This window comes from Spirosoma migulaei (assembly GCF_054776855.1).
Genome location: NZ_BAAHBG010000022.1, coordinates 351,389 through 372,767 on the forward strand (window position 1 = coordinate 351,389; position 21,379 = coordinate 372,767).

Sequence of the window (21,379 nt, forward strand, 5' to 3'; positions counted from 1 at the left end):
CGCCAAGAGGCCATTTTGGGAAATTTGAGGAACGAATTATCAAGCTGGTTGATTATTCAATTCGTGGTGTCGGATTCTCAAAACACCACTACCTTAAACAACAATCACTATACAATCAAAACCACATGCCTGTCGATGTTCTGGCCATTGCGGCCCATCCTGATGATATTGAAATGACCTGTGCCGGCACCGTTCTTTCGCTGGTTGCCCGAGGAAAAACCGTAGCGGGTGTCGATCTGACCCGTGGCGAGTTAGGTACGCGGGGCACGCCCGAAATTCGGGCGCAGGAGGCTGCCGAAGGTTCACGTATCATGAAATTAGTGGCCCGTGAAAATATGGGCTTCCGGGATGGGTTCTTTCGAAATGACGAAGAGCATCAGATGGCGCTGATTCCCATTATCCGGCACTATAGACCCACAATCATACTCACCAATACTCCCGACGACCGCCATCCCGACCATGGTCGTGCTGCCGAACTGGTTGCCGAAGCGTGTTTCTATTCCGGTCTACGTCAAATTAAAACGGTTGGTAAAGATGGGCAGCCGCAGGAAGCCCATCGGCCTATTTATGTCTATAACTTCATCCAGGATCGGTCGCTCACGCCCGACTTTATCGTAGATATAACACCCTACTGGGAACAGAAACTAGCTGCCATCAAAGCCTATAAAAGCCAGTTTTTCAACCCCGAAAGCCCTGAGCCACAAAGCTATATTTCTGGTGAACCGTTCATGAAGTTTCTGGAATCCCGCACCCGCGAGCATGGCCACATGATTGGCGCCGAATTTGGCGAAGGCTTCATCAGCAAACGAATGCTGGGCGTTCAGGATTTGACGGCGCTGGTGTAGTGTTGGCTACGGTCAATGGAGCATGAACGTTCTGGCAAGTTATTTTTTAGATTAGTTTTTCTAGAACAGTCTGGTCGATGATCTGCCTAACCTCTGCTTCATATGGATTACCTGATCTAAACATGCATGAGCAGTAAAGTTTGCCATAGAGATTATAGTCTATTTTCTCGGCAGGCATTATCCCTGTTTGCTGCCAGCCTTCAAACCATTCTGAGAATGTATCACTTCGCCATTTGGCATAACGAGGGTTCCTGCTATCTGGCCCAGGCTGCCAAACACTTTCATCGCTGCAAACAAATACCAAAATCCTATCAGGGTATTTGGCTATGTAGTAGTAGAGAATCTCAACTATCGCGATTCCTACTTGCGGGTCTTTAGGTAATTTGCCTGCTGGCCGAGTCTCTTTTACTGGGCCAAAACCAAACATCTTAATGTCTTGAGCAAAAGAAGCGGATGGTACGTAACCATCCGCTTCTGCAAAATAAACTAAATATCTTATTCCCTGATTCGTGACAAAAGAGAACTCACTATCGTCTTCCGACCCAGTTATTGAATAACCCTGATGGCTTGATGAATTTGACTCCACTCGCTTCACTTTGTTTACCCCCGTTTGCTATATACTCTTGCATTTTGGCCGCATCTTCAGCCATTTGAAGAAAGTTTATGGTAGTAGAAGGCAAAGAGGCTACCTCAATAGTCACGGGGCTATCTGGCTTTTCGGCAACCATAGGTGCATTATTAATCTTTGTTCCCTGACTAAATGAACGGCGAGTGCAAGATGCTCTCCGGCTTCCAGTACTCATTTTTGGTTTGCTCATCACTCCTTCTGATAGAGGTTTGATTAAGGCAGAAAATTGCTAACAGAAATTTGTATGTATCCGCAGTAGTTAAGTGTTACACTTAGTACTGCCCTCAATAATACGTATTCCTTCTTTTAAAAGTTTATCCATGCGACATTAATTTACCTCATCCGCATTCATCACTACTAATTTCCAGCTAGTCTTTAATTGCCGCACGTAACTCTATCCCCTTAACGCTCGCCGTAATTCTTATTCCAATAACAAGCCAATTCAGACTAGTAGACCCACACTCACTGCTTAATAAACGGCAGTTGAATCACCGCCCTTGTCCCAGTAGCTTGCTGTTGATCGTCGTATTTGTCGATGATGGTCACGCCAGCTGCCTGACCGCTGCGCTGCCCGATTAGTTGGAGCCGGTCTTCGGTTACGCGTAGGCCGACGCTCTGGTGTGAGGATGTCTGCTTTTTGAGCGATTTCGCCCGCTCCCGGCCTACACCATCATCATCGACCATACAGTCTAAATGGTCGGCCTGGGGCTCTATAGTGAGCTTAATACAGCCTTTATTCTGTTTATGCGCCAATCCGTGCAGAATGGCATTCTCGATGTACGGCTGGATAATCATGGGCGGAATGGCCGTTTTCTCCAGCGATAGCGACGGGTCGGTAGTGACCACAAAATCGAACTGGTAGTCGAAGCGAAGCTGTTCCAGTTCCAGGTAGAGCGTTAGTTGCTCTAGTTCGCTGGCAAGTGTTACCCACTCCTGGCGCGAATTGTCCAGAATCAGGCGCATCAGTCGGGCAAATTTAACGAGGTATTTATCGGCATTATCACTATCATTTTGCAGGATAAATAACCGAATGGCGTTCAGCGAATTGTACAGAAAATGCGGATTCATCTGTGAGCGTAGTGCCTTCATTTCCGAAGCCGCAATCCGTTCGCGAAGTTCACTTTTTTCGCGCTGCTGACTGGCCCGTTGTTTTTCCCGCCAGCGAACACCTAACGCCGTCACGGCTAACAATGTCATCAATGCAGTCAACCGAAACCACCAGGTTTGCCAGAAAGGAGCCAGAATCGTGATGGGTAGTCGATAGCCCTCCCGGTTCCAGACCCCATCGTTATTGGCGGCTATAACGTGCAGGACATAATCGCCGGGGGGCACGTTGGTGTAGCTGGCAAACGGTCGGTTTCCTTCCTGATTCCAATCCGTATCGAAATTTTCGAGTTTATAGGAGTAGCGATTATCAGCCGGATTGTCGAAACTCAGGGCGGCCATCTCGAAATTAAACATGTTCTGCGAAGGCTTGAGTTCTAAACTCGGCGGATCTGCCGATGGGTCTTGTATCATCTCCTGGCCATTCGCCCGAAACGACGTCAGATAAACAGGAGGCACGAACCGATTTAGCCGAATTTGGTTAGGTTGTGTGTACACCAGGCTGGTCATTGCTCCGAAATAGATCCGCCCGTTTGAGTCCCGAATAATGGTACCCGACTCAAACTCGGATGGGGACGTACCATCCGCTTCATTGAAGCTCGTAAACCGAAGTCGACGCACATCCACGCTGGCCAGCCCGCTACTGGTGCTAACCCAGAGTGTATCCCCCATCATGAAAATCCCCGCAATATCGTCGTGGGGCAATCCATGCCGGGTGGTAAATACCTGACATTTACCCGTTTTCTGATTAAGACAAGCCAGACCATTATCGGTTCCAAGCCACATCCGTCCAAACCGATCTTCGGCAAAGGCTGTTACCCCTTCATCAGGCACGCTTGCTGGATCGTCGTTATGGATATATGTAGCCAGCAGTTGTAAATCTGGGCTGATTTTATACACTGGCCCCAACCCGCCAACCCACAGATTCTGGTGGCTATCGAGGTAAAGAGTATTATAGTTTTTACCCGGCAATTTCGCAATCCGTGCGTCATTGAACTGGTGCATGAATCGGTTCGTTTTCGGGTCATAGATCGTCAGTTTTTCGTTTGTCCCGATAAACAAACGTCCATCTCCTGCGTCGATAATGCCAAACACTCGTTCACCAGCAACTCCCTTATCGGCATTGATGACGGGCTTGTTTACCGATTCTTCGGGCGGAACTAGGCTCGGCACATGCTCTATCTGGCCAGTGGTAGGGTTCAACCAATCTAAACCGTCAATTGTGCCTACCCACACCTTCCCCAGTCGATCGCTTAGTACAGAATAGGTAAGGTTACTGGCTAAACTAGCGGGGTTGTTCCGTTGATGACGGTAAAGCTTATACGATTTAGTTTTTGGATCAATATAAGCCACACCATCCCGGGTGGCAACCCACACCGAGTTCGTTTTATCGACAGATAAACCTGCGGCATCCAGCCCCTCCGTTTTAACGGGCTGATACCCTACTTCATCGTAAAGCGAATGAAATTTTTCTACAGTTGGATTGAACCAACATACCCCGGCATCATCGGTTAACACCCATATGACACCTGCCCGGTCTTCGGCGAGCGCACTGATCGAGTTAGAGATCAGACTTCGCTTATTCTGCTCACTGCTGAGGTAACTGAAAAATCGGCTGGTTGCAGGGTCATAATGATAAAGCCCTCCCCCCGTTATACCCACCCATAAATCGCCTGTTCGGGTAAACAACAGGGACGCAACGGGCTGATCGGTTGCCAGTTGCGCAATGGGACTAAATACGCCTGTTGCTGGATTCAACCTGGTTAGTTTCCCTTGCCTTGTGCCTACCAGAATCTCGCCCGTTCGGGGGTGTCGGGCCAGGGCCGTTATGTGCTCATCGGGTAATGAGGTAGAACTGGCTGGATCATGCTGGAACTGGCGAACCTTTTTCGTTGGCAAATCATAGGCAAAAAGCCCGCCCTCGGTACCAATCCAAAGTGTACGCCCATCGGGCAGCAGTCGGCGGATCGACTTAACGGCCGGGGTCGACTCATCCGTGAGTGCAAGCAGGACCGCGTGGCCAGTAGCTGGATCGAAGTCAATTACGCCCCCCTTAGTGCCTAACCACAATCGACCATTCTGGCCGTCGGCTATCAAACGAATAAAATTACAGCCCGGCCCTACCTGAGTAAACGAGTAGCGCCGAAATGACTGCGTTGCTGGATCAAACCGATTCAATCCCTCCTGCGCCCCCGCCCAAAGGGTTCCGTTTCTGTCGGTAAACACATACCGAACAATACGGTGCGACAAGGACCGAGGATTACCCGGCTGATTGGTGAACGTCTGGCAACGTAACCCATCGAACCGGGTCAGGCCTCTGACGGTTGCAATCCAGACAAAACCAGGTTTATCCTGGGCCATGGCTACTGTATAGTTGGCAGCCAGTCCCTGTTGCAATGAAAGTCGTTGAAACGCTAAAGCCGGAGCCTGCCCTTTTCCCTTGCCCCAGCAAAAAAGCAGCATAATTAGCAAAAGCGGCCCGCGCCACCCACAAAACCAGTTTGCTTGCCTATAACCCCCCGTTTTTATCCGATTATCGCTAATCTGGCTACATATCATACCCTTTCAGGCTCCCCTAACTGTTCTAGTTAGTCCCCGGAGCGAATATAGATGATTTACAGCCAGTTTACGTACGTTAGGGCCAGATGAACGTTCGTATTGGTTACCCAGCCCAAAAGTTGGCTGGAAACGCATCGCCAGAAAGCAGAAACAGTCAACCAGTTATCGGGCTAAATCCACCCATTATTCATTAACGCTATTGTCTGATCAAAACTATGCATTCTTTTGTAAGGTAATTATCCCCTAAATGCAATCGGGCAAGTGGCAAGTGACAAACGAATCGTATCTCGACCTACCTATCAGCAATCATTGAAAGATGAGCTGGAAGTAGAACGGGTCATTAATTTTTTTGCCATGTCGCTTTTAGATCAGACCACCGTTGAGGAAGTACTGTGGGACGTTGCGAAGAATTGCATTGCCCGGTTGAATTTTGTGGACTGCGTGGTATACAGGCTCGACGAAGCACGGAGCGTACTGGTGCAGAAAGCCGCCCACGGCCCCAAAAGTCCTTCCATGGGGGTTATTCATGATCCGATTGAAATACCGGTAGGCCACGGCATTGTTGGCGAAGTAGCCCGAACCGGCCAGCCCGAACGGATTGGCAACACGACCCAAGATAAACGCTACATTGCCGATGATGCCATACGCTACTCGGAAATTACAGTGCCTATCTGGCTTAACGGGTGCGTTTGGGGGGTTATAGATGCCGAGCATCCGAAGCGAAACTTTTTCCGCCCTCATCACCTAACGGTACTGACGAAAATAGCGGCCCTCTGCGCTCAGAAAATCCGCCGGGTCGAAACGGAGCTAGCTTACCAGCAGGCTCAGCAACAATTGTCGGACAATAACCGACGGATTGCCGAGGCCAAATTGCTGGCCCTTCGTATGCAGATGAATCCGCATTTCGTCTTCAACAGCCTGAACGCAATCAATAAATTTGTTCTGCAAAACGACAGCGAACAGGCGTCACTCTATCTGACCAAATTCGCCCGCTTAGTGCGACAAGTGCTGGCCAATACCCAAACCGATTGGGTATCCCTGCGCGACGAATTAACGGCCTTACAGAGTTATATTGAGCTGGAGCAACTGCGCTCTGACGGCCATTTTGATGTAACGGTCCGGGTCGATCCGAAGCTGAATGCCGATTCGGTTCAGGTACCACCGTTGCTGGTTCAGCCCTATGTAGAAAACGCCATTCGGCACGGTCTGCTCCCGCTACACAATCATCGGGCAATTCTCCATATTGACTGTAAGCGAATTGGAAACCGCTTAGCCATTTCTATCACCGATAATGGTATCGGGCGGGATGCGGCCATTAGCAGTCGCCCTCAAAGCCTGACGGCCCACCAGTTTCACGGCAGTCGAATTGCGGAAGAGCGGGTGGTCTTAGTCAATGACTTATATGCCGTTGACGCCCGAATTGATAGCCTTGATTTAATTGGGCTGGATGGTCAGCCCGCCGGAACCTGCATTACCTTCACCATGGACCTCAAACCTCAATGACTGCACTACTAATTGATGACGAAAAGCACTGCCGCGATGTGCTGACCCTGCTCCTGAAGCGGTATTGCCCCCATGTTCAGATACTGGCGAATTGCGCCAGTGGAGCCGAAGGTCAGGCGGCTATTGAAACGCTGCACCCAGACCTGGTTTTCCTGGATATTGAAATGCCCGGCATGAGCGGTTTCGATATGCTGGAAGCCTGCCGGTACAGTAAATTCCGGGTCATTTTCACAACGGCCTTCAATGAGTATGCCATTAAAGCGATCAAGCACAACGCGCTGGACTATATCCTGAAACCTGTTGATAAAGATGAACTGATCCGGGCGGTGTCAAAAGCTGAACAGGAATTAGCCAGCCAGGCACCGCCCCGCGTTGACCAGCTATTGACTTATCTGCAAACCCAACGGGCCGGTGACCGGATTGCCCTGCCTACCATGGAAGGGCTACAAATCATCCACAGCGAAGAAATCTATTACTGCGAATCGGACGGGGGCTATACACGTTTTGCGCTAAAGAACGGCCAGATCATCTTGATTTCCAAGACGTTAAAAGAGGTAGAGGAAGTACTTGAAAGCAAGGGATTTTGCCGGGTTCACCATAGCTACCTGATCAACCTGCGGTATGTACAGCGCTACATACGGGGCGATGGCGGAGAAGTTGTTATGGCGAATAACAAAACGCTACCTGTTTCCAGAAATAAAAAACAGGAGTTCCTCAGCTTACTGGAAAAAATATGACCCTCTTTACAATTACATTCCGTTATGTTTCTGCTAGGCCCATTCTTGGCACGTTACTGGATTTTATCCGTTTCCGTCATGCTCCTGATGCGTTGTAACAAAGCTGATTTAAAGGCCAGTTCGGCAACTGACCCAGCCCATCTTCAGATAAATACGGTTATCCATAGACGATTATTTGAGGATGGTCATGTTAGTCATTTCATTCGGGCTTATGTAAAAGATGAATCGGGCAAATCGGTTGCAGATCCGGCCATTCAGATTACCGTAAATGGGCAACCCTTGCGTCTGAACGGGGGGTCGACGAATTATTATGGCGCCTTCCCATACTACGAACGAGCAACAGGTTCGGAAGCCGACATACAGGGCGGCACAACCTACACGTTTACAATGGCCTTACGTGATGGCACCGAATACACCATTGGCAGCATTGGCACCCAACCTGATCTTACCCCCGACCAGTTAGCGCTCCCCATGAGTCACCCCCGTAATCAGCCTCTGTTGCTCCGCTGGAAGACTATTGGAGAGAGCAATTATTTTTCAGCCCTCTGGAAACGCTACCAGGGCGAAATCTCACAAAGTGAACTGCTGGTGAGCAAGATCAACGAAACCAGGGATAAATGGGGGCATATCATCCAGGAAGAGGGCAGTGGCGATCAGGCAGATTACATTACCCTTAACGTCAGTACAGGCAGCGGGTCTTCAACGATTCCGGATACGTATTTCGATGGCCCACAGCGTACGTTCAATGCGTTGAGTCTGATGCTGACATCAACCAAAACCGTAGATGTAATCGGCCCGTTTCGCAAAGGCAGTACGCTAAGTAGTGAGCGCACTCAGCTGTACCGGGTTAATGTGGTGGATTAACCAAACCACTATGCTTTTACTACACGTGTTTTAGTAGTCAAACTTTATTCTAAATTGCACCGTTATCAAAGTGAACCTACAACTTATCATACTCAAAGGGGCTGAGCTATGAAAACGATCAAACATACTATCCCTTCTTCTGCGAAGGACAGTCCGGTTGTCAAGAAAATTCTTGCCGATAAGCGGGCGTTAAGGGAGCATTGGGCGAACGTAAAAAACGGGACGAGTGCCAGTGAAAAGAAGCCAGATCACCTACAATCCGTATAGTTGCACACGAGAAGATACTCCTACGGGGACAGATTTTTTCTTTACTACCGATTGGAAAGTGCCCTATGTGGCGCACTTTTCTAGTTATGGGTACCTATTCGGAGCCGACCAGATAGGATGCCAGTTTTACTCCTTCGATCTTTTTCCTGTTGGCATGTATAAGCCTCCCAAAGGCACTCCAGAAGATCTTCGTATTGCCGCTACCGTTCAATATCTATTCGCCACCTGGTTTGAGCAAATGAGCAACATCATCATTGCCGTCTATGAAGATTCGGATAGGCTCCAGCATGCCCGTAGAAAAAAGTTTGAGAGCTGGTTCGAGGATAGTGGTGTCGACTACATCGAAAAGCATGATTTTGAGTTTACTGAAGAAGAAGGAACCCGGTTGGCTTCGTTATTTATCCATATGGATTTTGTCGCAAAGGAGCAGGCGATAACCAATTTCATTTCGGCGATCGTGAATGGTCATGTATCTATCTAATTCTACCCACTAAGCCTAGCATAACAAAAAAAGGCCATCAAGCTATTGGAATAGCTGATGGCCTATTAATTAGTCCTATTGTTCAGAAAGCTATTTATTATTTCCGCTACCCAGTTTTCCGGCTTTGTTAGCCTGTCCGGCAGTGGCTGGGTTTTTCACGTACTTATCTAACCAGCCGTTCATTTCCCACAGCATGTGCAGTAGTGACTCCTTGGCTGTGTAGCCGTGGCTTTCGTAGGGCAGGAATACTAACCGGGTTGTGGCACCAAAGCCTTTCAGGGCGTTGTAATAACGCTCCGACTGGATTGGGAACGTACCGGTGTTGTTGTCGGCTTCGCCGTGTACTAACAGCAGGGGTGTTTTCATTTTGTCGGCATTCATGAACGGCGACATGTTGTTGTACACCTCAGGTGCCTGCCAGTAGCTGCGTTGTTCGTTCTGGAATCCAAAAGGAGTCAGCGTCCGGTTGTATGCACCGCTCCGGGCAATACCACCCTTAAACAACTTACTGTGCGAGAGTAAATTCGCAGTCATGAAGGCACCATACGAGTGACCGCCCACGCCCACCCGGCTCGAATCGACCACACCCAATCGAACCCCTTCGTCGATGGCCGCTTTCGCACTCGATACGAGTTGTTCTATATACGTATCGTTCGGTTCTTTATCGCCTTCGCCCACGATGGGGATGCTGGCATTGTCCAGAATGGCATAGCCCATGGTTACAAAGGCAGCACCGCCCCAATAGCTAATCCGGTTGAACTGATAAGGCGATCCCGATACTTGGCTGGCCGCTTCTTTACTTTTGAACTCGGCCGGATACGCCCACAAAAAGGTTGGCAGTGGTCCCTGTTCTTTCTTATAACCCACGGGTAAATAAAGCGTAGCCGTCAGTTCAACACCATCCGTCCGCTTGTAGCGAAGCTGTTGCTTCTGCACGCCTTTCAATTGCGGATAAGGATGCGGGAAGAACGTTGCCTGAATGGGTGCAATTTTGGCTTTCAGGTTCCGAACGAAATAGTTGGGATTTTCGTCAGGCGTTTCGCGGGTGGTCAGAATTGCCTGTTTTGTTGCGTCCAGAATAGCAATTGGTCGCTCGAAATACGGAGCAGCCGACCGCCAAAGCTCCTTTGTCTGCTTTGTTTTCAGGTTCAACAGGCTCACAAATGGCCGATCACCCTCGGGCGACGAACCGATCGCGTTGAGCATCAGAATGTCGCCGGTTGGTAAAATGTTCAACACTTCGCGACCATACTGATTATGCTTCATATCGGGCTGGCCCGGATTGGTGTACCGATCTTCGTACGAGCGATCAAACAGAACCGACGTTTGCCAGGTGGTTGGGTTAACGATTTTGGTGATCGTTTTTCGATTCTGCCACCAGCGTTCATTCGCCAGTGCCGTTGTTTCATTGCCCCAATCGAAGTTTTCGAAGCGGAACTGAGCCGCATAAATTTCTTTGGGTTGCGCCGAGAAAGGAGCGTCAATCTGGAAAACCTTATCCCGAATGTCAGCTTTCACTTTCGGATCGCCACTGTCCTGAGCTACGGTGTAATAAGCCGTAGCAGGCGCATCGGCCCGCCAGTTAAAATCACGCGGACCGGTAGGAGCGCCATCCCGACTGTAGGGAACAGCTTCCTGCAAGGGTCCATCGTTCAGGGTTTTAACCAGCGAACCAGCAATCGCATAAATTTCGGTTTTGAGGGGGAAGCGATTTACGGGCACCAGATACGAGAATGGTGTATGAACGGTCTCGATCATGACGTACTTGCCATCTGGCGACGGGTCTGAGGAGAGAATAATCCCGGGCTGACCAATGCTGGTCACCGTTCCATCCAAACCCACCCGGGCAACCTGTGCCGTGGTGTAATAGGCAAACTGCTTTTCGTCGGATGGATTTTTGAGCAAATCCTGATACGTTGGGGCTTGTCCACGCGACCCTTTTACGTTCTCCTGCGTAGTCGGGCCAGCCGGAACCCGGCTTAATTCAGGAGCTGACCCGCGACCGGCCGGAATGGTTTTCACAATCAGGCTCTTGCTGTCGGATACCCAGTGATAGGGTACACCGAGGGTGGCATTGATGGCAATCGAACCAACTTTTTGAGCAGCTGCGGTAGCTACGTCAGCAATGTATAAATCGATCCGGCTGTCGGTCGAATTCGCAAAGGCGATCTTCGTTCCATCGGGCGACCATTGAACGAAGCTAAGTAGCGGTGTAGCCGGAAGGCCCGTTATCGCTTTTTCGTCTTTGTCAGTCAGTTTTTTGAGTTTCAGACCCGTGATGTAGCGCGCCCGACTAGGACCATTATTTGCCGGATTCAGACGCAATCCAGCCAGTTTAAATTCAGGCTGAGCCAGTTCGTCAATGCCGGGAGCCCCTGCCTGTTCGAGAAAGAGCATCATATCGCCCTTGTCCGACATGCTCACGTTCGGGGTGGGCGGCATCGTTACTAAATCGGCTAACGCTTTGGGGGGCGTTTGATAGGCCGGTGCATCCTGGGCCTGTACGCCAAGCGATACCGTAAACCAGGAAATGAGCAAAAGCCACCGGCTTTTTTGAGTCGTTAGGTTGTGAAGCATAAAGTAAGCGAGTGTTTCAGGTTATTGGGTAATAAAGATAAATCGAAAACAAATGACATAGCTTATAAAAAAATGCCGCAACCTGTTCTGGCTGCGGCATTTGAGTCTTAAAACGAAATTCGATAACCTACCTTTTTGTAATTTTCATTCGGGGTGATGTCCGAACCGTTTCCTTCCAGTGTCAAAACCAGATCAACCGTTTTAATTGTACCCGTTGGCGCAGCCCCCGTTAATATATTGACAGCGCAGTTCCCGAAACTGGATTTGGCCGGAATCGTGAACGTATTTCCGTTCAGGCTATAGTGCACCCCTTCTATGGCTGTCGTATTGTCTTTATCGACGGAGAACTTGATGACTTCATCATTGTTCCGCTGGGCACCTACCAGATTCACCTGGGTAGTTTGCGTACCGGCCCCGTTCTTGATTGCCAGGAGCGGGTACGTTTTTCCAACGGCGAGGGACGTAACCACCGTCGCCTGAAATTCAACAACCGTTTTTTTATAGATAAAGTCGTTTTCCTTGAAACAGGAAGTTTGTGCGAGTAAGACAACGCCTATCAGCACGAAACGCAATAGTCTTTTCATAGTAACTGGCTTAGTAGTTATAGTTTTGTTGCAGTTTGCGGTTATTATTGATCTCGCTGATCGGAATACGGGCCAGAACGCGGTAATCTGTAAACGGCAGATTGGTGGTCTTGACAATATCGCGGCCCAGGCGTTTGAGATCCCAGAAACGGTGCCCTTCGAACGCAAACTCCAGACGACGCTGCTTGATAATTTCATCCAGCAATGCGGCTCCTGTCAAACCCGTTTTTTCGGGCAGACCCGATCGAGTCCGGATGGTATTCAAATCCTTGATTGCATCGGCTTCTCTTCCTAAGCGATAGTAGGATTCGGCGCGGTTCAGGTACATCTCCGAAATCCGGATAACCGGAACGTTATCGAGGTTGATAGTCCCATTTTTACCCAGAAATTTGGTAGTCTCGATGTTCTGCGCACCACGCCCTTTCGTTCCTAATTCATACAATTGACGACGAATATCCAGCACCGCGCCAGACGCATCTTTCTCCGACTCCAGATCGGCCAGTAGGGCTGCCGTTGGAACAACATCACCGAAACCGCCGGTTTGTGCCGTATTTCCAAGCGTTACCAACGTTGTAAAGGTTGTTTGCAACGAGAGGTTTACGCCAATGTTCTCATTTGTCTGAAAATTAATTTCGAACATCGACTCTGGATTTACAGCGGTGCGCCAGCCAGCAACATAGGTGGTTTTCGACTGAAATGAGCCTACACCAGACGCCAGCGCACTAGTTGCGAAGTCGGCCGATTCCTGGTATTTTCCGGCATACAGTGCTACGCGGGAATACAATGCCTGAGCCGCACCCTTCGTTGCATAAACTGGTCCTCTTGAATTAGCAGTTCCTGTCAGTTTATCGATAGCTACCGTCAAATCGGCCAGGATCTGGGTATACACCTCATCAATGCTTGGTCGACTTGGATAATCTACCTGTTGCAACGTCAACACACCCGTCAGCGACAGCGGAACGCCCCCCCGGTTATATTCTGGAATAATGGCTGTTGGCATATACGCATAGGACTTCACCAAATCGAAGTACATCAACGCTCTGAGAAACGAACACTGACCCAGGTACGAATTGCGTTGTGCATCTGTCATCGTCACCTTAGGCAACGCAGCCAGTATGAGGTTTGCCTGGTTGATGCCATAATAATCCTGCGTCCAGTTGATCATGTGATTACCCGGCTGATTCTGATATTCTGCTACCAGACGGCTTGAGTTGTTGGTTGCCCGCCCATTATCAGAAAGCACTTCGGGGATGGCAATCAAATCCCGACCATATAAATCCGTATGTTGCAAGGCATCATAAACGGCATTGACGGCGGCATTAACGGCCTCCTGTGTGGTAAGGGCCGTCGATGAATCAACGGCTGTTTTTGGCTTTACGTCAACCAAACTACTACAGGCAAAGAGCCCACACGTCAGGACCGACGTGGCAAGCGCTCGCTTAAACATATATGTTTTCATAAACTAAATAACAGAGGATGAAGTGAATTATAAACCGATCTCGACACCGAACGTATAGGTCTTCGATTGGGGAATAGCACCCGTGTTACCCGACCCGAAGTTCAGGAATTCTGGATCGTAACCTGTCCATTTCGTCCAGGTAAGCAGGTTCGTTGCTACCGCATACACGCGAACGTTCTGAAGCAACTTGGTACGGGTAAGCAGTGCTTTCGGGAAGGTATAAGCCAACTGTACTTGCTTTAAGCGGATATACGAAGCATCTTCAATGGACCGACTTGTACTGGATACGTATGACGACCCAAGTACTTCGGCACCTCCATTATAGGGACGTGGAACGTCAGTGATTTGGCCCGGTGTTGTCCATCGATTGTTATAGGTATCTAGCAGCGTATTCACGTTACGAGATCCGTCATCGATCAGTGTAAGCCCTTGCGAGTTGTTGACGCGACGACCGAATTCGTACTGAAAAAACGCCGTCAGGTCAAAGCCTCTGTACGAAATCTGGTTACGCCAGCCGCCGTAAATATTGGCAAAGTCTGATCCCAGGTATTTAGAATCACGTGGCGTTTGGTAGGTATACACGATGTTGCCATTCTGGTCGTACCACATGGCCCGACCCGTAGCAGGATTCACCCCAGCATAAACAGGGGCATAGTTGGCATACACAGGCTTACCAACAATGAAGTTACGCGTAACGGTCGTATTACCCGCCTGCACCGGTGCCGTTAACAGCACAAGGCTATCGACGTTGGCTTGTGGCGAAATACCATCATATAACTTGGTAACCTTGTTGTCGATCACCGAGAAGTTAAAGCTACTTTCCCAGCGTAGCGACGAGGTTTTCAGGACATCGACCGTAATCTCGGCTTCAAAACCCCGGTTTTTCACCTGCCCCGCGTTGAATGTAATCGTTGTATAACCACTAGTGTTAGGCACCTGCCGTTGCAGCAACAGGTCGTTACTAGTCCGATCATATACATCAAATTGGCCACGAATCCGGTTATTAAAGATGCCATATTCCAGCCCTGCGGCAATTTCTGTATTCCGCTCCCATTTCAAATCGGGGTTCGACAGCGTAGTGACATTAATACCGCTACCACCATTATAGTTAGCACCGCCATTATACAAACCTCTTGAATCAAAGTTTCCGATCTGGTCGTTACCCGTTGATCCGAAGCTGGCCCGGACTTTCAATTCGGTCAATACGGGGTTGCCTTTCAGGAAACTCTCATCCGACACTAACCAGCTACCCGAAATAGAAGGGAAAAAACCGAACAGGTTGTTAGCGCCGAAACGAGACGAACCATCATAGCGCCCGATAAGCGACAGGAAGTAGCGGCTATTGTAGTTATAGTCGATCTTACCAAAGGCAGAAGCCCGGTGGTAGCCCGTCCAGAAACTTGACATGCTCTGGTAATTAGCAGCAGCCGAGATGTACTGAAAGGCCGATGTTGGAAATCCATAAGCCGAACCGCTGGTTCCATTCCGGGTGTCGCTCCGATACTCAAGTCCAGCCAGTGCATTGATTGAATGTGCACCAAACTGGTGGGTATAGGAAAGGGCCCCGTTTGTGAGGAAGTTGATGCTTTCTTCGTTCTGGAACGAGTCGCGGCCCTGCACACTAAACGCATCCTGAATACGCGGATCGGCATAATAATTCCCTTTAATAAGCCGGTAATCCAGGTTGACGGTTGGCCGGAACGTTAACTGGGGCGTTATTTTATACACAAGCGCTGCACTACCCACCAGTTGATTTGTGGTTGCTATGATTTTAGCGTAATCGGCCGACAGAATAAAGTTGTGGCTAACGACCCCAACAGCACCGCCCGTAAGAGGGGTGTTGGCGTACGTTCCATCTGCGTTATAAATCGCATTAGTCGGTACCATTACCGGTCCTCCGAACGCAGCTGACCCCAGAAACCCACCCCCATTGGGCGACGCATACTGACCGCCCTGTGTTGTTGTACTCAGGTTGATAGACTGCTCAAATTGTAGTTTATCCGACAGTTTCTGGCCCAGCCGTAAGCTCGTTGTAAACCGTTTGAAGTTGATTCCAACCACGTTACCATCCTGTGTATTATAAGATGTTGAAAAATGGAAGGTATTCCGCTCACTGCCACCCGAGAGCGAGACCTCGTAATTCTGTACTCGCCCGCTGCGCATAGCCGCCCGTTGCCAGTCGTAGGTTTTCAGCGTATCAACAATACCTTGTAACTGGTTTTCGCCCAGGCTCGCTATAGTTGCCGCCGGATAACGAAGAATACCCAAAACCTGCTGAAGTGCCCAGGTTCTTGACTGAGTTGGGTTAGCATTCGCAAAAGCCTCGGTACGCACATTTACCCATTGCTGCGAGTTAAGGACATCAAAAAATTTGATTGGCTCAATAACACCCTGGTAGTAGTTGAGTTTTACCTGAGTCCGGCCTGCTTTCCCTTTTTTCGTGGTGATGATGACAACCCCGTTAGCCGCCTGTGACCCGTAAATAGACGCAGCCGCGGCATCCTTCAATACCTCAATCGACTCAACGTCATTTGGGTTCAGGAAGTTGATTGGATTTGAGCTGGCGTATGTGTTGGTATTCTGCGTGTTAAGCTGCACACCATCAACAATGTAAAGTGGTTCGTTACCAGCCGTAATGGAACCTACGCCCCGGATACGTACCTGCATGGCACCGCCGGGAGCACCATTGGCAGAGGAAATTTGTACGCCCGAAATACGTCCCTGCATAGCGCGGTCAATACTTTGAGCGGGAACGTTCTGAATATCGGTGCCTTTAATTTTAGAAACGGCTCCGGTTACTTCCCGTTTGCTGAGAACGCCACCGTAACCCGTAACAATGACTTCCTGCAGATCACTATTCGTGCTCTGCAATTGAATGGCAATCGTGCTTCGGTTACCCACTTCAACTTCCAGACGCGCAAAGCCAATCGACGAAACAACTAGTGTTGGCTTACCTGATATAGCCAGGCTAAAATTACCACTGGCATCAGCAGTAGTACCTTTTGTAGTACCCTTAACCGATATACTGGCTCCGGGTAATGCACCTCCGTCATCGCTGGAGGTGACGCGTCCTGTAATAACGCGATCCTGAGCATATGAGAAACTCATTACGCCCAATAGCATTAATAAAAGGTTAAATAGTAGTTTTCGAACCATCTTTGATGAGTGCTTAAATGTTACACTTAAAAGTATAGCCACCCCAGCATTCAAACAAATTAAATTTTGATATTAAGTTAAATTTCAATTTTATATTTTACAAATACCATATATATAGATATATTATCCTAAATAATTATAATATATAAAGATTAAATACCATTTCTCTGTTCGTATATTAGTTCACGTGTTTTAGCCTCTGCACTAAGCGGAAATTCTTCTAAGCAAAGGCATGCAACCTCAACCAATTCAGGCTGATTAGCTCACGCGTAAACCACATAATCTACGTGGCAGGTGTATCAGATTATCATTTCATCTCCACAGGTTATGGCCTTAAATCCACCCGTTATTCATTGCCAATAGATTCTCAGTTGGTTCAACCGCAACTTCGAGTATTAAAACTCCTTAGCTCTATCGGCAGAGGGCAGACACGTGTCTTCGAAACCCATGATCAAATCGACAATTATCTTGACAGCGCTAGTCCTTATAACCGCTGGCCCACTTAATGCAACTAATAGGAACCCATCCTATACGGTTAACAACCATACCGACCCTGAAGAAGCAACTCGCACTGTATTGGATTTTCTGCGCTGGTATAAAGCCCATATTAGTTCAACCAGTAAGATCATTCTGGTGAATCAGCAAGCGGGTAAAAACTATTCGGTAAATACGAAAAATACAGAGCAGTACCTGGCGTATCTGAAAAGCAGTCATAAGCTAACTGACACCTATCTGAATGAATGGCGAACGTATTTTAAAGAGCGGCAGGCGGGTTTTCAACTGAGCCCCCAACATGAAGGCCCGCCTACTGGATTTGAATACGATCTGGTTATGCTCAGTCAGGATGTAGATATGCAATTGAACTCCCTGAAAGCACTGAAAATCAATTCGGTGAAGGTTCACCAAAATCGAGCCTCTGTAAAATTTTTCCTATTTGAAGACTATGAATTTCGTTTGGTACGCCAGAACAACCACTGGCTGATCAACGAAATCCTGAACCTAAGTGCCGAATAACACCCATGGAACGGACACTTACGTTAGGCATCGCCTGTTTATGTCTGGCACCGCTCTTCTTTTGGCTGGGGTTTGGTATGGTATGGTGGTTTACTAAAGATGCAGGTGGCGGTGGAGAAGATCGTATTGCCTATGGCTACTTTGGCGTGCTGGGTGGTCTTGCGCTAGCCGGTATTGGTATAGCTATTCTTTGGTATCTTAGCAGTCGTTTTTTAGTGCAGCACTCTTTACGTTATCTTCAGATTGCCGACGCTATACTCATTGTAGGGTGGCTTGTTTATTGGGCCATAAACACAGCTCAGCAACCTCAGCGACTGAGTTATGAAGGCAAATGGGCGGCTCTGGAGATCGAAGTAAAAGCGGCCAAACCGCTATTGGCAGGCTCAGACATTGCATCGGCGATTTCAATGGACTATATCGGAGGCCAAAATAGCGGCAATTTCCCCCGCTCCGAAGCCGTTCGGAAAGAAGGTGAATTCCTTATTTTGCCCTGGGCTACGGCACCTATGTATGTCGACAAGTGGCAGATGCGGGTGTTTTTACACAACAAACCATTGCTCTTTCCACTAGATTTACCCCGGTTGCCAACTCAATCCACAGACTGGTCGAGCTGGATTTCACCAGTGCAATATCAGGAGTATGTCATCCCTGCGGATGTGCAACAGAAACTTACGCTTCGGTATCGACTTCGACTCGTCCCGGCTACCGAGAATTTCCATTAAGTAATCGCGCAAAATCACCCTAGTTATGCATCCCTACCTGTGCTTATTTCTTATTTGCTTTGCCTATTTCGCATCTGGTCAGGCACTGCGCGAAACACCTCAGCAGGCACTCAACCAGTACGTCGCCTTCCTGAATCAATCGGTGGATGAAGTGAGTGACCGATTCCAGCGCGTACAGGCTTACTATACTGATATGAGCGCCTATCAATCCCGAGGGCATTCGCAATTGCCCTTACGATTGTCGCCGTCGGGAATGCTGGAGGACTACTATTATAAAAAAGCGCTCACTGGCGATGCATTCACGGATGCCGAGAAACAACGCCTAAAATCTGGCGCTCAGTCACTCTGGAAATTAGTGAACAAAATAGACCAGACGGCTAAAGCCTTAGAAACCTATGACCGACTCAAAGATTATCAGCGTGATAATTTCAAGAAAGCAAACACGCTCATCACCGACCTTCAATCCCTTACAACACAGTTTAGCCGCGACAAAGACACGCTGTATAAGCAGATCCAACGGGTCTATCGCCGATACCAACCATACCGCTCGTCGGATGCCTACCTCTACACCGAGAAAGAAATGGAGCAGGTGCTACTCAGCCAGCAACGATTGCTCGATACCTTATCCTATTACCTTAATGAGAATGGGAAGTCAAACTGGCCAGTGAAGTTCATCCAGCAAAGCATAGTCGCCGACGAAAAACTGCTGAATGAGTTTGGCAAAGGCAAGTCCGTTATTGAGTATCCGGCTTCTGATATGGTGGGGTCGTTCAAAGCCGGTTTGCAAACGATTCAGGCGGTAAAGAAGCGGGGTGTCGATGAGTATACCTTTGCCGCTCAGCAAACGGCCCGGCACAACAACGAATTTTATCGGTCATTCATCAACCAGTATAACAACGATCTGCTCAACTGGTATCAGAGTTTCGTCAAATACAGTGCAGCCACCAGGCAACTACTGGATTACCCTAAGTATGCTCCTGTTTTTGCGTTTGATGTTCCCAGTGCTCCCGCTCCAACTACCAGTCAGACGGAGCCATTCCGGGATAGTAAACCCATTGCCTTTACGGTAAAACCGGCCACAGCCCCAGCCAGTGCAGCAACCTTTGCCGCTTTAAATGCGTATGTGGACTTCATCAACGAGTCATTGCGACAGATGAATCAGATGCAGTTGCTGGTACGTAATTACCAATCGTCGGCAGCGTACTATCGGGAACCGGGCTCCGCCAAACGGCGAAGCAATCTGACGTATTCGCATGAGGACTACAACGTCCCCTTATCTGAGCATCAGTTGCTGGTTATCAATACACCCCAGATTCCTCAACCGTATCGGGCGTCTATCAACGGGCAGGCCGATGTGCTCCTGGCTATTCTGAAAGAAATGGACGCATTAAGTATTGAGTTAATTAACTACACCAGTACCAAACAGTACGAACAGGATCACCTGAAACGCTCCGACGCTATTCTGGATCGATACGCTTATCTCTTCGACATCTTCGACAAAAAAAAGGAACAACTTTACCAGGACGTCCGGCGCATTCATGAGAGTTATCCTGTAAAGAAACCAGTCACGCCCTGGAACGTATCGGGAAAAGCAATGCTGAAGCTTGTCGACCTGAACAAAGAGATTCTATTTGGCATTCGAGCGTATCTGAAAGGCGAAGCTACTCAGGTACCACCTACCGATGCCCTGCAAGCCGAAGCCCGAACCCTGATTACGGACGAATATCAAAATCTGAAGGGCTTAAAACGGTATGGACGCAGCAATGGCCTTTGCCCGTACACACCTTATGAAGATCTTGCCGAGAACTCACTTCGGCTCGCCGAAATGGCCCAGAAAGTTGCCGGAAAATCAGCGAGCCAGGCGTACGAAACCTTTTACTATTTCTTCAACAACGAGGTCGCCTACCCGTACAATAAGTTCAGCGAGTTGGCTACTATGGGCGTTCTGAAGACCATCAATGAACCAAACTTTCTGGCCTTCCAACGGTCTGTTTCCTCAACAACTCCCCTACTGGTAACCGAAAAAGTTACCCCGCCAATAAAAGAGCCGATTGCCGAAACGAAGCCAATTGCGCAAAATACAACCAATGTAACTCCCATAAGTAGCCCAACCACCACGATGGGAAAGACGGCCATCCGGCACGATACGGTGTATGTCAATCAAACGAAAGTCGATACGGTATACATCGACCGGCCCGGTCAACCAAACGTGGTTAACTCACTGGCCGGGTTTGCCGCTAACAACATGGTGTTGCTCTTGGATGTATCAGGCTCCATGGATTCGCCTTATAAACTGCCGCTATTAAAAACAGCCATCAAATCGCTGCTGCGTATCCTCCGGCCCGAAGATCAGCTTTCGGTTATCGTCTATTCCGGCAAGGCGAAAGTGGCCCTCAAGCCCACCTCGGGTAGCAACGCCAGCGAGATTGCCCGTATAATCGACCAGCTCCAGTCCGACGGCGACACGGATGGCAATGGCGGTATTCGCTTAGCCTACAAAGTAGCCAACAAGAATTACATCCGGGCAGGCAACAACCGAATCATCCTGGCCACCGACGGCGAATTCCCAGTGAGTGACGAGGTGTTTCAATTAGTCAGCGAAGCCAGTACGCAGGATGTTTATCTGACAATTTTCACCTTTGGCCAGAAGGAAGTGAACGGTCAGAATCTCAAAAAATTAGCTCAAACCGGCAAAGGCAGCTACACACACATCACCAAAGAGAACGCAAACCTGCAATTGATTCTGGAGGCACAGGCGAAGAGAATGCCGTAGCATTCGAGGGCAAGATTGGACTTTGTATAGAGGTTATACAGCAGTAGCTGATGGTTATTGAAAAAGGAACAATTCGCTATGTTTGTAATGTATCTAATCAGGCAAA

15 protein-coding genes are annotated in these 21,379 nt (G+C 48.8%); 9 read left to right on the forward strand and 6 right to left on the reverse strand.

The features are described from left to right. Window positions 1-125: 125 nt before the first annotated feature. The gene (bshB1, locus tag ACYVGO_RS22755) at window positions 126-845 is read left to right on the forward strand and encodes a bacillithiol biosynthesis deacetylase BshB1 (RefSeq protein ID WP_460971226.1); all 720 of its coding nucleotides are present in this window, start codon (window positions 126-128) and stop codon (window positions 843-845) included. A gap of 46 nt (window positions 846-891) precedes the next feature. Here the strand turns inward: bshB1 and ACYVGO_RS22760 are convergent, their stop codons facing one another. Then, window positions 892-1,431: a hypothetical protein gene (locus ACYVGO_RS22760; protein WP_460971227.1), complete on the reverse strand. Its 540-nt coding sequence runs from the start codon at window positions 1,429-1,431 to the stop codon at window positions 892-894. 504 nt (window positions 1,432-1,935) lie between these two features. Next, complete coding sequence (locus ACYVGO_RS22765; RefSeq protein ID WP_460971228.1) at window positions 1,936-5,040, reverse strand: two-component regulator propeller domain-containing protein; 3,105 nt, start codon at window positions 5,038-5,040, stop codon at window positions 1,936-1,938. 357 nt (window positions 5,041-5,397) lie between these two features. Here ACYVGO_RS22765 and ACYVGO_RS22770 point away from each other — a divergent pair, with 357 nt between their 5' ends. The 5 genes from ACYVGO_RS22770 (at window position 5,398) to ACYVGO_RS22790 (ending at window position 8,988) form a co-directional block, all read left to right on the forward strand. Next, window positions 5,398-6,639: a histidine kinase gene (locus ACYVGO_RS22770; protein WP_460971229.1), complete on the forward strand. Its 1,242-nt coding sequence runs from the start codon at window positions 5,398-5,400 to the stop codon at window positions 6,637-6,639. Then, on the forward strand, window positions 6,636-7,376 hold the full coding sequence (locus ACYVGO_RS22775) for a LytR/AlgR family response regulator transcription factor (RefSeq protein WP_142771817.1): 741 nt from the start codon (window positions 6,636-6,638) through the stop codon (window positions 7,374-7,376). The genes ACYVGO_RS22770 and ACYVGO_RS22775 overlap by 4 nt, the downstream gene beginning before the upstream one ends. A 24-nt stretch (window positions 7,377-7,400) precedes the next feature. Beyond that, complete coding sequence (locus tag ACYVGO_RS22780; protein WP_460971230.1) at window positions 7,401-8,240, forward strand: hypothetical protein; 840 nt, start codon at window positions 7,401-7,403, stop codon at window positions 8,238-8,240. A 108-nt stretch (window positions 8,241-8,348) separates the two neighbouring features. Beyond that, window positions 8,349-8,507, forward strand: a complete 159-nt coding sequence (locus ACYVGO_RS22785) for a hypothetical protein (protein ID WP_168207764.1) — start codon at window positions 8,349-8,351, stop codon at window positions 8,505-8,507. Next, window positions 8,473-8,988 carry a DUF6169 family protein gene (locus ACYVGO_RS22790; protein WP_460971231.1) on the forward strand — a complete coding sequence of 172 codons (516 nt, stop codon included), beginning with the start codon at window positions 8,473-8,475 and terminating at the stop codon, window positions 8,986-8,988. The genes ACYVGO_RS22785 and ACYVGO_RS22790 overlap by 35 nt, the downstream gene beginning before the upstream one ends. A gap of 90 nt (window positions 8,989-9,078) precedes the next feature. On the opposite strand, the gene ACYVGO_RS22795 is transcribed toward ACYVGO_RS22790, so the two are convergent. The 4 genes from ACYVGO_RS22795 to ACYVGO_RS22810 form a co-directional block, all read right to left on the reverse strand. Continuing rightward, complete coding sequence (locus tag ACYVGO_RS22795; protein ID WP_460971232.1) at window positions 9,079-11,565, reverse strand: S9 family peptidase; 2,487 nt, start codon at window positions 11,563-11,565, stop codon at window positions 9,079-9,081. 107 nt (window positions 11,566-11,672) lie between these two features. Then, on the reverse strand, window positions 11,673-12,149 hold the full coding sequence (locus ACYVGO_RS22800) for a DUF4843 domain-containing protein (RefSeq protein WP_142771813.1): 477 nt from the start codon (window positions 12,147-12,149) through the stop codon (window positions 11,673-11,675). Between the two features lie 10 nt (window positions 12,150-12,159). Continuing rightward, window positions 12,160-13,608 carry a RagB/SusD family nutrient uptake outer membrane protein gene (locus ACYVGO_RS22805; RefSeq protein ID WP_460971233.1) on the reverse strand — a complete coding sequence of 483 codons (1,449 nt, stop codon included), beginning with the start codon at window positions 13,606-13,608 and terminating at the stop codon, window positions 12,160-12,162. A 27-nt stretch (window positions 13,609-13,635) separates the two neighbouring features. Further along, on the reverse strand, window positions 13,636-16,716 hold the full coding sequence (locus tag ACYVGO_RS22810) for a SusC/RagA family TonB-linked outer membrane protein (protein ID WP_460971234.1): 3,081 nt from the start codon (window positions 16,714-16,716) through the stop codon (window positions 13,636-13,638). A gap of 495 nt (window positions 16,717-17,211) precedes the next feature. Between ACYVGO_RS22810 and ACYVGO_RS22815 the strand changes: the two genes are divergently transcribed. Genes ACYVGO_RS22815 through ACYVGO_RS22825 form a run of 3 tightly spaced genes read left to right on the forward strand, consistent with a single transcriptional unit; the run spans window position 17,212 to window position 21,273 of the window. Next, on the forward strand, window positions 17,212-17,778 hold the full coding sequence (locus ACYVGO_RS22815; RefSeq protein WP_460971236.1) for a hypothetical protein: 567 nt from the start codon (window positions 17,212-17,214) through the stop codon (window positions 17,776-17,778). A 5-nt stretch (window positions 17,779-17,783) separates the two neighbouring features. Next, the gene (locus tag ACYVGO_RS22820; protein ID WP_460971237.1) at window positions 17,784-18,500 is read left to right on the forward strand and encodes a hypothetical protein; all 717 of its coding nucleotides are present in this window, start codon (window positions 17,784-17,786) and stop codon (window positions 18,498-18,500) included. 25 nt (window positions 18,501-18,525) lie between these two features. Beyond that, window positions 18,526-21,273, forward strand: a complete 2,748-nt coding sequence (locus tag ACYVGO_RS22825; protein WP_460971238.1) for a vWA domain-containing protein — start codon at window positions 18,526-18,528, stop codon at window positions 21,271-21,273. The last annotated feature ends 106 nt before the right edge of the window (window positions 21,274-21,379 follow it).